We start from the raw sequence: 12,962 nt of genomic DNA, 5'->3' as shown, positions 1-12,962 counted from the left end.
CCGCGCGCCTACTGTTCGACGAACCGCACCTCGTGCACTTCGGCGGTCGCAGCAGCGAATCTCGTCAGCCGCAGACCTTCCTTCTCGACCGCCGCGCGCCGGGTGGCCGTCAGTCGCTGCCAGGGGGTCACCTCGAGCACGGCCGAATTCCTCGTGACGATGAGGTTCGCGGCCCCGGCGACGGTCCCGTCGACGAGGAAGGTCGAGCGCACGATGCCGTTCTGCGTCATGATCCGGCGACGGTGCTCGTCGGGGACGATCCGGGTCCGGTCGGCGTGCGAGAGCAGCACGTTGTCGTAGGGCGCAAGGATCCGCACCGGCGCCGGCGTCGCCGGTTCGGGTCGCGGGGCGTCGGGTAGGTCGAACACCTCGACACCGTTCTCGTCACGGAACACCTCGAGCGACGGACGCAACCGCTCGAAGACCTCACCGAGCCGTGTCAGCCCCGACCAGGTCTGCGCGTCGCGCACGCTCGCCGGCCCGAACGCGGCGAGGTATCGCCGGAGGACGACGGCCGGGTCCGCCCGTGCCGGGCCGCGACCGATCCACTCGTCGAGCGGCGTGAGTCTCGGCTGCCCGGAGCGCCCCCACAGCCCCCGCGGCGGCACCTGCACCAGCGGAAGCAGATTCCGCAGCCCGTAGGCGGGCGCGGCCGGGTCGCGGCCGGGGAACCGCTCGGCGAGCAGCGGGCGCAGTTCCTGCAGGCTGCGCGGGCCGTCGCGGAGCAGGTCGCGGCCCACGGCGGCGAGCTCGCGCAGATCCAGCCCCGCCAGACCGGCCGCATACTGGGTGTTGGTGGTCAGGTCCCGGTCCAGCAGCGGCTGGATCCAGTCCCGCAGGGCCACCGCGTCGGCCGCCGAGACGGCGAACACCGTGCCGCGCATGAGCACGATGCGCACCACGTCGCGTGATTCGAGGAGGTCGGCCAGGGCCGTCGGCCGGAACCGCCGCAACCGCGCCCACAGCGCGAAGTAGGGCGGGCTCGGCGCCTGGGCCTGCAAGCCCAGCAGATGCTCGACCAGCTCGATCGCGGGCAGGTCGCCGCGCCGCAGCAGGTGCTGCCGGGCGAGGGTGGCGCGGCCGAGCGCGCGGGCGGTGAGGGTGCGCGGCGTCACGGGGACACCCTGCCACGGCGGTCCGACGGCGGCCCGGGTTTCGCATGTGCCTGGACGGCGAGACCGAGCGTCCGGTAGATGTTTAGTTGAATTTAGTTTCATGTTGCAGCGTCGAGGAGAGCCGATGTCCGATCCGAGAGGTGCGCGGCTGCTGGTTCCCGTGCTGTGCTTCATCATCACCACGATCGCCGTGATGCAGACGTCCGTGGTGCCGATCGTCGGCACCATCCGCGACCAGCTGGGCGTGAGCACGACCGCCGCCGGCTGGGTGCTGACCGCGAACCTGCTCGCCGCCGCCGTCACCACGCCGCTGCTGGGCCGGCTGGCCGACCTGCGCGGCAAACGCCCGGTTCTGCTCACCGTCCTCGCCGTAGTGCTCGTCGGCTCGCTGCTGTGCGCCGCCACGGACTCGTTCGCGCTTCTGCTGCTCGGCCGGGTACTGCAGGGCGTGTCGTTCGCGTTGTTCCCCGTCGGCATCGCCGTGCTGCGCGCCGAACTGCCGCCGCAGCGGCTGATCGGCGCGATGGGCCTGTTCTCGGGCACGCTCGGCGTGGGTGGTGCGATCGGCATGGTGCTCACCGGCCTGATGGTCTCGGGCGGCGACTACCGCCGGGTGTTCTGGCTGGTGGCGGCGTTCAACGTCGTCGCGTTGCTGAGCGCCTTCCTCGTCGTGCCGAAGCGGCGGCGGGCCGAGGGAGGCCGGATCGACTGGCTCGGCGCGGCCCTGCTCGCCGTCGGCCTGGCGCTGGTGCTGCTCGCCCTGTCCGAGGGCGGAACGTGGGGGTGGGCGGCGCCGCCCACCGTCGCGAGCGCCGCCCTCGGCCTGGCCGTGCTCGCCGGGTGGTTCCTCTTCGAACGGCACGTCGACGAGCCGCTCGTGCCGCCGCGGATGCTCACCCACCGGCCGGTGTTCGTGGTGCACGGCGCCGCGTTCCTCGTCGGCATGGCCATGTTCGTCAGCTTCCTCGCCACCGCATACTTCGTGCAGACCCCGCCCGCCGTCGCCGGATACGGGTTCGGCGCCACCGTGCTCGAGGCGACCGCGGTGTACATGCTCCCGGGCGCGCTCGTCGGTGTGGTCGCCGCGGCACTGGCGGGCCGGCTCATCCACCGGTTCGACGCCCGCTGGGTGCTGATCGGAGCGTGCGTTCTCGGGATCGCCGGCTTCGCCCTGGTGGCGGTCGTGCACGACCGGAGCTGGCAGCTGATCGTCTCCGGCATCCTCGTCACCACCTTCGTCAGTCTCGCCTATGCGGCGCTGCCGGCGCTCCTCGTCGCCGAGGTGCGCCCCGATCAGACCGGGGTCGCGAACAGCATCAATTCCATCGCCCGCACGGCGGGCAGCTCGCTCAGCAGCGCAGTGGTGACGACATTGCTGGCCACGCTGACCGTCGCCGGCACCGGCGGCGTCGTCCGCGAGAGCGCGTTCGTCGCGGCGTTCGCGCTGGGCGCCGCGGCCGCGGCCGCCGCCGCGGTGCTCGTTCTCGTCGGCGGGCAACCGGCGACGCGTCCGCTCAGCGATCGCGAGGAGGACGAGGTGGAGGCGACGGCCCTCGCCGCCGAATGGGGATCGGTGTCCGGCCTCGCCGCCACGCCCGTCGTCGCGGACGAACAGGCCGAGGCCGCCGCGGCGCGTCGGGGCTGATCGGGCGACGTCAGTCCTGCTCCCGCAGCGCGCGCACCGCCTCCTCCGCCTGCCGCGCCGCGTCCTCGGCCTTCGCGGCGTCCTCGTCGGCCGACCGGGCGGTGCGTCGCGCGAACTCGCGCCGCTGCTCCACCCGGCTCAGCTCCTCGCGCAACCGCGCGACGTGCCCGTCGAGTTCCTCGACCGCCGCGCGTGCCCGCGCCGCCACCGACTGCGCTTCGTCGGCGGTGTTCCGCGCCGCCTCCGCCTCGGCGACGGCGGTCTCCAGGGCGGCGGCGCGCCGGGTGCGCTCGGCCTCGTCCACCTCGGTGTCCGTCCGTGCCGGCGGGGGCGGGACGACCGACAGCCCCACCGGGCCGAAGCCGCTGTAGTCCAGGGGCGCCTCGAGCCGGCCTCCGTGCACCTGCTCGGCCAGATCGGCGTCGGCGAGGGCGGCGTGCAGGGTCTGGCCGACCTCGCGCAGGGCCGCCTCCGACGCCCGCCGGCCATGCTCGGCGGCGAGGCGGGCCGCGGTCTTCTCGAGCGCACCGATCACCCGCCGTCGCTGCGTGGACAGCCGCCGCAGCTCGGACCCGGAGAGCTGGCGCTGCGCGGAGCGCAGGGCGTCGCCGAGCCCGAGCAGGGCCGTGACCTCCTCGGACTTCTCGCGGACGAGCATGTTCACCAGCCAGGCCGACACGGTCGGCTTGCGCAACCGGCCGACGGCCGCCGCGAGCTCGCGGTCTCCGGCCTCACGGGCGCGGGCGACGTGCTCGCTGCGGGCCGCGGTGAACTCGCCCGGATCGAGCCCGTACAGCTCGTCGGCGATGTCGTCGAGGTCCACCGGCCTACTATGCACCGCTCGGTCAGAGGGTGATGTTCTCCCCCGTCGCCTGGTCGAAGAGGGCGATCTTCGCCGGATCGAACCACAGCTGGACGGGCCGGCCCTTCGCGACGCCGGACTCGGCGGGCAGCCGCGCGACCATCGACCCGCCGGCGAGGTCGGCGACGCCGACGTCGGCCGCCAGGTCGTCGAGGTCGCTCGAATGCAGGTCCGGGGACGCGACGGTGAAGTACGCGTACTTGTCCGACCCCATCGATTCGAGCACGTCGACGTCCACGGTGAAGGTCGTACCCTGCTCACGCTGGGCCGGGTCCAGGAGCGTGGCGTCCTCGAAGTGTTCGGGCCGGACGCCGACGACGACATCACGTCCCGGATTGTGCTTCTGCACGGCCGCCCACCGCTCGGCCGGCAGGGTGAAGTCGCCGATCACGGTGCGCACGCCGTTCGACTCGAGCTGGCCGGCCAGGAAGTTCATCGACGGAGAGCCGATGAATCCGGCCACGAACAGGTTTCTCGGCCGGTCGTAGAGCTCCTGGGGCGCGCCGATCTGCTGCACCAGCCCGCCGCGGAGGACGACCACCCGGTCGCCGAGGGTCATCGCCTCGGTCTGATCGTGGGTGACGTACACCGTGGTGGTGCCCAGCCGTTTCTGGAGGCGGGCGATCTCGGTGCGCATCTGCACCCGCAGCTTGGCATCGAGGTTGGACAGCGGCTCGTCCATGAGGAACGCCTTGGGGTTGCGCACGATCGCGCGGCCCATCGCCACCCGCTGACGCTGCCCGCCGGACAGATTCGACGGTTTGCGGTCGAGATGGTCCGTCAGGTCGAGGATCTTGGCGGCCTCGGTGACCTTCCGCTCGATCTCGTCCTTGGGCATCTTGGCGAGGGTGAGCGGGAAGGCGATGTTCTCCCGCACCGTCATGTGCGGGTACAACGCGTACGACTGGAACACCATCGCGATGTCCCGGTCCTTGGGCGCCTTCTCGTTGACCCGCTCGCCGCCGATGCGCAACTCGCCGGAGGAGATGTCCTCGAGCCCGGCGATCATGTTCAGCGTCGTCGACTTCCCGCAGCCCGAGGGACCGACCAGGATGATGAACTCCCCGTCGGCGATCGTCACGTCCACGTCGCTGACCGCCTTCGCCCCGTCGGGGTAGAGCTTGGTCACCTTGTCCAGCACGATTTCAGCCATCTGGGTCATCCCTTCACTGCGCCGGACGTCAGGCCGGCCACGATGCGACGTTGGAAGATCAGCACGAACACGATGATCGGGATGGTGATGACCACCGCGGCCGCCGCGATCGAGCCGGTGGGCTCCTCGAACTGCGAGGCCCCGGTGAAGTTGGCGATCGCCGCGGGCGCGGTGATGGACCGCTCGGTGGAGGTCAGCGAGATCGCGAACAACAGGTCGTTCCAGCAGAAGATGAACACCAGGATCGCGGCGGTGACGATGCCCGGCGCCGCCAGCGGCGCCACCACCTTCCGGAACGCCTGCCCGGGTGTGGCGCCGTCCATCTTGGCGGCCTTCTCGAGCTCCCACGGGATCTCCTTGAAGAACGCCGAGAGCGTGTAGATCGCCAGGGGCAGCGAGAAGGTGATGTACGGGATGATCAGGCCGGCCCACGTGTCGAACAGCCCGAGTTTGCGGATGATGTCGAAGAGCGGGCTGACGAGGGAGATCTGCGGGAACATCGCGATCAGCAGCGCCACGCCGACGAGGATCTTCTTGCCCGGGAAGTCGAGCCGCGCGATGGCGTAGGCCGCCATGGTGCCGATGACCACCGCGACCACCGTCGCGATCAGCCCGATACCGATGGAATTGATCAGTGCGCTGGTGAACGCGTCGGTGCGGAAGATCCCGCGGTAGTTGTCGAGTGTCCACTCCCGGGGAATGAACCGGCCGTCTTTGATGGTGCCGGCCGGCTTGAACGACAGGCTGGCGATCCACACGACGGGGATCAGCGCGTACAGCAGGACGAGCAGGTTCACCACCGACCAGCTCAGCTTGCGGCGCGGGGTCTCGGTCGTCGTCATGTCACCGTTTCCCTTCCGGATCGGAGCCCGGTGCGGACGCCCCGAACAGCTTGATGAACACGAACGCGATGATGGCCACGCACAGGAAGATCAGGACGCTGATCGCCGACCCGATCCCGAGGTTGAACGCCTTGAACAGGTTGTCGTATCCGAGGATCGACACCGAGCCCGTGCCGTTGGATCCGCGCGTGAGGACGTAGATGTTGTCGAAGATGCGGAAGGCGTCGAGGGTGCGGAACAGCAGGGCCACCAGGATCGCCGGCTTCATCAGCGGCACGATGATCCTGGTCAGCCGCGTCCATGCGCCGGCGCCGTCGACCTGGGCGGCGCGCAGCAGGTCGTCCGGGACGAGGGCCAGCCCGGCGAGCAGCAGCAGCGCCATGAACGGGGTGGTCTTCCACACCTCGGCGAGCACGATGATCGCCAGCGACGGAAGCTGCTGCGTCAGTGGGGCACTGCCCTCGGGCAGGAGGTTCGCGAGGTAACCGGTGCCCGGCGTCCACGCGTAGTACCAGCTGTAGGCCGCGGCGACGGTGACGATGCCGTACGGGATCAGCACCACGGTGCGGACGGTGCCCTTGCCGACGATGGTGCGGTGCATGATCAGCGCCAGTGTCAGGCCGAGGACGAACTCGATCGCCACCGACACGACGGTGATCCCGGCGGTCACGGCGAACGCCTGCCACCAGAACGCGTCGGTGAGGACCGAGACGTAGTTGGCCAGTCCGACGAACTCGCGTTCGTCGGGGAACCGCAGGTCGTACCGTTGCAGGCTCAGCCAGACCGCGTACCCCACCGGGTAGGCCGTGACGGCGAGCATCAGCAGCGCCGCGGGTGCGACGAGCCACAGCCCGAGCCGGCGTTCGGCCTTCTTCCCTTCGGAGAGAAGGGCTTTCTCGCGCCGGGACGGTGCGGTCCGGGCGCCCTCGGCCGGCGGGACGGGTCTGGTTGCGGGCGTGGTGGTCACGGGATCAGCCCTTCCGAATTGACCGCCTTGCGAACCTGTTCCGCGAGTTCGTCGACCGTGCGCGGCGGATCGATCCGGTCGACCGGGTTGAGCGTGGCGGTGATGAGCGTCGAAATGCTCTGGTAGGCGGGCGAGACCGGGCGCACCGCCGCGTTCTCGAGGCTCTCGCGCACCTCCCGCCAGACGGGATACGCCTGCTGGAACTCCGGGTCGTCGTAGAGCGAGGCGAGGGTGGGCGGAACGCCGCCGTCGACGGCGTTGTTGCGCTGGTTCTCCTCGTTGCGCAGGCACTGCATCGCCTCGAACGCCAGGTCGGGGTTGCGGGTGGTGCGGGCGACAGCGATGTTGAACCCGCCGATGGTGACCCGTGCGGGCGTGCCGGCGATCACCGCCGGGTACGGCGCGGGGAGGAAGTTCTGCTCGCCGTTCACCGTCAGCACCGTGTTGCCGGTGTTCTCGGCGGTCACGTTGCCGTTGTCGTCGATGGAGGGCAGGAAGCCCTTCTCGGCGTTCTCGAGGATGCCGGGGTAGACGAACGGCCAGTTCACCTGGAAGGCGGCCTTGCCGCTCTCCATGCCCAGGCGGGCGGCGGCCTCGTCGGACTGGTTCAGCGACGGGTCCGCACCGGGCGCCGTCGCCACGCGCTTCATGATGTCGAGGGCCGTCACGGCGGCGTCACCGTCGGCCACGGTGACGGTGGTGCCGTCCTCGGCGACGACGGATCCGCCCGCGCTGGCGAGCAGGGTGTTGAACCACACCATCAGGCCCTCGTACTGGCGGGCCTGTACCCCGATCCAGCTGGGCCGGCCCTCGTCCGCGAGCCCGCTCGCGATGTCGATCATCTCGTCCCACGTCTGCGGCGGGCGGCCGCCGGGCATCAGGTCCTTGCGGTACCAGAGCAACTGGGTGTTCGTGTTCAGCGGAGCCGCGTACAGGGTGTCCTGCCACGTCGCCGAGGCCAGCGGCCCGGCGAGGGTGCCCTCGGACACCGAGGCCGCGACGTCCGGCGGCAGCGGCAGCGCCCATCCCGCCTCGGCGAACTCGGCCGTCCACACCACGTCGAGGGTCATCAGGTCCAGCGTGTCGTCCTCGCCGGTGAGCCGCCGCGCGAGCTGCAGCCGCTGGTCGTCGGCGCCCTTCGGCAGGGTGCGCTGCTCGATCGTGTACCTGCCGCCGGCGGCGGCCGTGCAGTTCGCCGCCGCGGCGGCGTACTGCTCCGCACCGTCGGCAGCGGTGTAGAAACTCAGTACCGTCCCGCTCGACTCGCTGCCGCACGCCGCGACCGACGACAGCGCGAGCACCGCCGCGGCACCCACCAGTCCGACCCTCACCGCCCGTCTCCGCACCGCAGCCTCCGCCCGTCGTCCAGCGCGACGGTGACTTCCGTCACACTTGGTGCGAACGTAACGCACCGGGCGCCGACGCGCGACCCAACTGCCGCCCGGAGCGGAACTGTGATCGAACGGTTTACAACGCGAGCTTGGCGAGCAGGTCCCGGGCCCGTTCGGCGTTGCGCGGCGCGCACAGCACGTCGTAACGGCCGGCCACCAGCTGCATCGTCGACGAGAAGTCACGCTGGCCGCGCGTCGCGGCGTACGGGATCGTCGTGGAGATCAGGCCGAAGACGATGCCGCCGACCATGCCGACGAGCAGGGGGCCGAGGAAGTCGGTCGAGAAGATCCCGAGCAGCAGGCCGAAGAACAGACCGAGCCAGGCGCCGGAGGCGATGCCGCCCCCGATCACCTTCGCCCACGTCAACCGGCCGGTGACCCGCTCGACCTGCATGAGGTCGACGCCCACGATGGTGACGTCCTCGACCGGGAAGGACTGGTCCGAGAGGTGGTCGACAGCCCGCTGCGCCTCGGCGTAGGTGGTGTACGAACCGACCGGCCAGCCGCTCGGCGGAGTCGGCAGGCCCGGCGTGGCGCGTCCCGGCTGTCCGAGGGGGTTGGTCATCTTCGGCTCCTTCTCGTGACTGCGCGCCCCGATCCGGCGCACCTGTCCATTCTGCCCGTGTGCGCCTTCGGCGCCGGTGCGTCCTTTGGGTTGTTTCCGCCGCCCGAAGGACGCACCGGCGGCGCAGCCGCCTACTGCGGCGGCTCGAACTTCGTGGTGCGGGTCATCCCGGCCGCCCGGCCCTTCGCGGAGATCACCAGCGCCATCTTGCGGCTGGCCTCGTCGATCATCTCGTCCCCGAGCATCGCGGCGCCGCGCGCGCCGCCGGCCGCGGAGGTGTGCCACTCGTAGGCGTCGAGGATCATCTCGGCCTTGTCGTAGTCCTCCTGCCGCGGGCTGAAGACCTCGTTCGCGGCGTCGATCTGGCTGGGGTGCAGCACCCACTTGCCGTCGAAGCCGAGGGCAGCGGTCCGCTGCGCCGAGCGCCGGAACGCCTCGACGTCGCGGATCTGCAGGTACGGCCCGTCGATCGCCTGCAGGCCGTGGGCCCGGGCCGCCATGAGGATGGTCATGAGGATGTGGTGGTAGGCGTCGCCGCGGTCGTAGCCGTCGGGCTGCTCACCGACGACGAGGGTGCGCATGTTGATGCTCGCCATGAAGTCGGCCGGGCCGAACACCAGGGTCCGGACGCGCGGGCTCGCCGTGGCGATGGCGTTGATGTTGGTCAACCCGAGTGCGTCCTCGATCTGCGGTTCGATGCCGATGCGGCCCACCTCGAGCCCGTGGGCCTTCTCCACCTGGGTCAGCAGCAGATCGAGCGCCTGCACGTGGCTCGCGTCGGGGACCTTCGGCAGCAGGATCGCGTCGAGGTGCGCGCCGGCGCCGCCCACCACGGTGGCGACGTCGAGGTAGGTGGCGTCGGTCGTCCAGTCGTTGACCCGCACCACCTTCAGCTGCTCGCCCCATCCGTCCTCGTTGAGGGCCTCGACGATCGTCGTGCGGGCCTGCTCCTTCGCCAGCGGGGAGACGGCGTCCTCGAGGTCGAGGAACACCTCGTCGGCGGCGAGGCCCTTGGCCTTGTCGATCATCTTGCGGCTGCTGCCGGGAACGGCGAGCACGGACCTTCGGGGCCTGAAGTCGAACGACATGGGCTGGGCAGACCTCCGTGTTCCGAAATCGACGACCGCACGTTCTAGCCTGACCATCATGGCAGCAGTGAGCAAGGTATTCGCGGCGAGGCTCGCCGGTCTGGTGGTCCTCGGGCCCGACGGCGAGTCGATCGGCCGGGTGCGCGACGTCGTGCTCACCATCCGGATCGGCCGGCAGCAGCCCCGGGTGCTCGGCCTGGTCGTCGAACTGCCAACGCGCAAGCGAATATTCGTGCCGATGCTGCGGGTGACGGCGATCGAGCCGGGCGCCGTCACCCTGAACACCGGCAACGTGAGCCTGCGCCGGTTCACGCAGCGGCCGACCGAGGTGCTGGCGCTCGCGCAGGTGCTCGATTCGAAGGTCCGGGTCGACGATCCCGAGCTGGGCGAGCTCGCGGGCGTGGACGTGGTCGTCGTCGACCTCGGCATCGAACTGACCCGCACCCGGGACTGGCTGGTCTCGCGGGTGGCCGTGCGCGCGCACCGCGGCCGGCTGGGCCGGAGGTCCGCGATCCACGTCGTGGACTGGCAGCACGTGCACGGTCTGACCTACACCAACCTCGGGATGCCCGGCCAGGGCGTCTCGCAGCTGCTGCTGCAGTTCGAGGACATGCGCGCCGCCGACGTCGCGAACGCGCTCCGCGAGCTGCCGGAGAAGCGCCGGCACGAGGTGGCGGTCGCGCTGGACGACGAGCGGCTCGCCGACGTCGTGCAGGAGCTGCCCACCGACGACCAGACCGATCTGCTGATGCACCTCGAGGTGGAACGCGCCGCGGACCTGCTCGAGGCGATGGATCCCGACGACGCCGCGGATCTGCTCGGTGAGCTGCCCGACTCGGAGGCCGAGTCGCTGCTCCGCCTGATGGATCCGGAGGATTCGGAGCCGGTGCGGCGGTTGCTCGAGCACTCCCCCGACACCGCCGGCGGCCTGATGACCCCCGAGCCGGTGGTGCTCACCCCGGCGACGACGGTGGCCGAGGCGCTGGCCCGGGTCCGCGACCCGGACCTCACGCCGGCGCTCGCGTCGATGGTGTTCGTGGTGCGGCCGCCCACCGCGACCCCGACGGGCAAGTATCTGGGCTGCGTGCACCTGCAGCAGCTGCTCCGGGAGCCGCCGGCCGGCCTGGTGGGCGGGATCGTCGACAACGACCTGCCGCGACTGGACCCGGACGACTCGCTCACCGCGGTCACCCGGTACTTCGCGACGTACAACCTGGTGTGCGGGCCCGTGCTGGACGACGAGGGGCACCTGCTCGGTGCCGTGACGGTCGACGACGTGCTCGACCACCTGCTGCCCGAGGACTGGCGCGAGGAGGAGGCCGACGATGAGTGACCGTTCCGCCGTGGCCCGGCAGCGCCTCGACACCCCCCGCACCGGCCGCTTCCGGGTCAACTTCGACGTCGAGGCCGTCGGGCGCGTCAGCGAGTCGATCGCCCGGTTCCTCGGCACCGGGCGCTATCTGGCCATCCAGACCGTCGTGGTGATCGTGTGGATCCTGCTCAACGTCTTCGCCGTCGCGCTGCAGTGGGACCCGTACCCGTTCATCCTGCTGAACCTCGCGTTCTCCACGCAGGCCGCGTACGCCGCGCCGCTGATCCTGCTCGCCCAGAACCGGCAGGAGAACCGGGACCGGGTCTCCCTCGAGGTGGACCGGGCCCGCGCCGCCCAGACCAAGGCGGACACCGAGTTCCTCGCGCGTGAGCTGGCGGCGCTGCGGCTGGCCGTCGGCGAGGTGGCCACCCGCGACTATCTGCGCCGCGAACTCGACGATCTGCGCGCACTGCTGATCGAGCCGGGGGAGGAGGACACGGCAACGACGACGGCCGGTAAACCGCGCCCTCCCCGCCGCTGAGACGTGACTCGCTGTAACGTTCATCACAGCCGGTCGATGGTGTCGGTGGGGTAACGGTCCGCGACGAGTAGGTCTGTGGGGTGATGGCGTGCGCTGGCAGGGTCTGATCGCGGTGCCGGTGGTGCTCGGCGCGGGGTTCGCGGCGGTCGCGTCGTCGCCGGCGACGGTGGCCGCGACGGAGAACACGGAGCCGGTCGTCGTGACGGCGGCGGACGGCAGCACCGGGATCGGGGTGCTGCCGGCGGATCCGGCGTCGCCGCGGCCCGTGCGCGGAGCCGCGGGCACGGCTCCCGATCCCGCCGCGGACCTACCGCCCGCGGTCACGGTCGCTCCCGGACAGCCGTCTCCCGTGATGGCCGGTGAGGGCCCCCTGGCGATCCCCGAACTGGTGCTCTACGCGTACCGGGCGGCCGAGATGCAGCTCGCGATCAGCGAGCCCGGGTGCGCGCTGCCGTGGCATCTGCTCGCGGCGATCGGACGGATCACCTCGCAGCACGCCGATTCGGGACGCACCGACGTGCTCGGCACCCTCACCACCGCGCGCGTGGCCCCCGGGACCGGCAGGCTCGGGCCGATGCAGCTGCCCCCGGCGGTGTGGTCGCAGTTCTCGGCGGACGGCAATGCGGATGGCGCCGCCGACCCGCAGAACGTCTTCGACGCCACCCTGGCGGCCGGCACCTGGCTGTGCTCGGACGACGCTCGCCTCGCCGAGCCCGACGCCCGCGCCCGGGCAGCGGCCCGGTTCGACCCGTCGCCCGAGTTCGTCTCCAACGTGCAGGCCTGGTCGGCCGCCTACGAGAAGGGCGCCGCGGTCTCGCCGGGGATCGTCGTGCCACCCCCGATGCCGTCGGCCACGCCGGCCGTTCCGGCCTTGCCGAACACCGTCGACGTCGCCGAGACCGTCCCGGCTCCCGTCGCCGGGACCACCGGTGCGCCCCCACCGGGGCCGGTCCCGGCGCCCGCGGTCGAGCCGGACCCCGCCCCCGCGCCGGTCGTCGGGACACCGCCGCCCGCGCCGGTGCTGCCGCCGCTGCCGTGTCTCGTCCCGGCGCTGTGCCCGGCGCCGCCCGTGCCCTGATCCGGTCACGACTCGATCTCCCCGTAACCCCTCCCTGCCACCGTATGCCCAGCTCAGCGCGTTACATCACGGTAGGGTAACGGAAACGCATCACTTCATGTATGGTCGATACCGCCATGTAACGAAAGCGTCTCGGGGTAGGCGCCCAGGAGGTATCGAGTGGGCCGGCACAGAAAGCCTTCGGAGTCCAAGCTTCGCCGCAATTCGGTCATCGCCCTCACCGGACTGGTTCCGGTCGGCGTGGTCGCCGCCGCCACCAGCGCCGGTGCGAGCCCGAAGACCCTGTTCGGCGTCCAGGACACCGAAGCGGTGGCCGAGCCCGTGACCGCCGCGTCCGAGACCACCTACGTCGCCGACGGGGTCTCCCGCGACGTCGCCGCCGCAGCCGCCCTCATGACCGCCC

Annotated in this window: 12 protein-coding genes and 1 pseudogene; 5 read left to right on the top strand and 8 right to left on the bottom strand. The window is 71.3% G+C overall.

The window, feature by feature from the left end:
- Window positions 1-8: 8 nt before the first annotated feature.
- Window positions 9-1,115, bottom strand: coding sequence for a winged helix DNA-binding domain-containing protein (locus G6039_RS22890; RefSeq protein ID WP_043799266.1), 1,107 nt, complete (start codon window positions 1,113-1,115; stop codon window positions 9-11).
- A 124-nt stretch (window positions 1,116-1,239) separates the two neighbouring features.
- Between G6039_RS22890 and G6039_RS22885 the strand changes: the two genes are divergently transcribed.
- Window positions 1,240-2,760, top strand: coding sequence for an MFS transporter (locus G6039_RS22885; protein WP_043799265.1), 1,521 nt, complete (start codon window positions 1,240-1,242; stop codon window positions 2,758-2,760).
- Between the two features lie 10 nt (window positions 2,761-2,770).
- On the opposite strand, the gene G6039_RS22880 is transcribed toward G6039_RS22885, so the two are convergent.
- From G6039_RS22880 to G6039_RS22850, 7 genes are all read right to left on the bottom strand, one after another.
- On the bottom strand, window positions 2,771-3,583 hold the full coding sequence (locus G6039_RS22880; RefSeq protein WP_043799263.1) for a hypothetical protein: 813 nt from the start codon (window positions 3,581-3,583) through the stop codon (window positions 2,771-2,773).
- Window positions 3,584-3,605: 22 nt separating this feature from the next.
- Window positions 3,606-4,775 carry an ABC transporter ATP-binding protein gene (locus G6039_RS22875; protein ID WP_043799298.1) on the bottom strand — a complete coding sequence of 390 codons (1,170 nt, stop codon included), beginning with the start codon at window positions 4,773-4,775 and terminating at the stop codon, window positions 3,606-3,608.
- 5 nt (window positions 4,776-4,780) lie between these two features.
- Window positions 4,781-5,617, bottom strand: coding sequence for a carbohydrate ABC transporter permease (locus G6039_RS22870; RefSeq protein ID WP_006938767.1), 837 nt, complete (start codon window positions 5,615-5,617; stop codon window positions 4,781-4,783).
- Window position 5,618: 1 nt separating this feature from the next.
- Window positions 5,619-6,584: a carbohydrate ABC transporter permease gene (locus tag G6039_RS22865; RefSeq protein WP_006938769.1), complete on the bottom strand. Its 966-nt coding sequence runs from the start codon at window positions 6,582-6,584 to the stop codon at window positions 5,619-5,621.
- Window positions 6,581-7,915, bottom strand: a complete 1,335-nt coding sequence (locus tag G6039_RS22860; protein ID WP_043799262.1) for an ABC transporter substrate-binding protein — start codon at window positions 7,913-7,915, stop codon at window positions 6,581-6,583. Before G6039_RS22860 ends, G6039_RS22865 begins: the two co-directional genes overlap by 4 nt.
- A 136-nt stretch (window positions 7,916-8,051) precedes the next feature.
- A complete protein-coding gene (locus G6039_RS22855; RefSeq protein ID WP_003936099.1) occupies window positions 8,052-8,540 on the bottom strand; it encodes a YflT domain-containing protein in 489 nt (162 codons plus the stop codon).
- Between the two features lie 131 nt (window positions 8,541-8,671).
- A complete protein-coding gene (locus tag G6039_RS22850) occupies window positions 8,672-9,628 on the bottom strand; it encodes an HpcH/HpaI aldolase/citrate lyase family protein (protein ID WP_029542478.1) in 957 nt (318 codons plus the stop codon).
- 58 nt (window positions 9,629-9,686) lie between these two features.
- On the opposite strand from G6039_RS22850, the gene G6039_RS22845 reads away from it, so the two are divergent.
- From G6039_RS22845 to G6039_RS22830, 4 genes and pseudogenes are all read left to right on the top strand, one after another.
- Window positions 9,687-10,961: a magnesium transporter MgtE N-terminal domain-containing protein gene (locus G6039_RS22845; protein WP_029542476.1), complete on the top strand. Its 1,275-nt coding sequence runs from the start codon at window positions 9,687-9,689 to the stop codon at window positions 10,959-10,961.
- Window positions 10,954-11,481 (top strand): DUF1003 domain-containing protein, encoded by a 528-nt coding sequence (locus tag G6039_RS22840; protein ID WP_029542474.1) that lies wholly within the window; start codon window positions 10,954-10,956, stop codon window positions 11,479-11,481. The genes G6039_RS22845 and G6039_RS22840 overlap by 8 nt, the downstream gene beginning before the upstream one ends.
- A gap of 88 nt (window positions 11,482-11,569) precedes the next feature.
- Window positions 11,570-12,559 (top strand): lysozyme family protein, encoded by a 990-nt coding sequence (locus tag G6039_RS22835; protein ID WP_043799260.1) that lies wholly within the window; start codon window positions 11,570-11,572, stop codon window positions 12,557-12,559.
- Between the two features lie 159 nt (window positions 12,560-12,718).
- Window positions 12,719-12,962, top strand: a pseudogene (locus G6039_RS22830) (lytic transglycosylase domain-containing protein); the annotation flags it as partial.

It is taken from the genome of Rhodococcus aetherivorans, from assembly GCF_011058165.1.
In the GTDB taxonomy this organism is placed as follows: domain Bacteria; phylum Actinomycetota; class Actinomycetes; order Mycobacteriales; family Mycobacteriaceae; genus Rhodococcus; species Rhodococcus aetherivorans.
The sequence above is the reverse complement of the archived record's forward strand: the minus strand, read 5'-3'. Positions and strand labels throughout refer to the sequence as shown.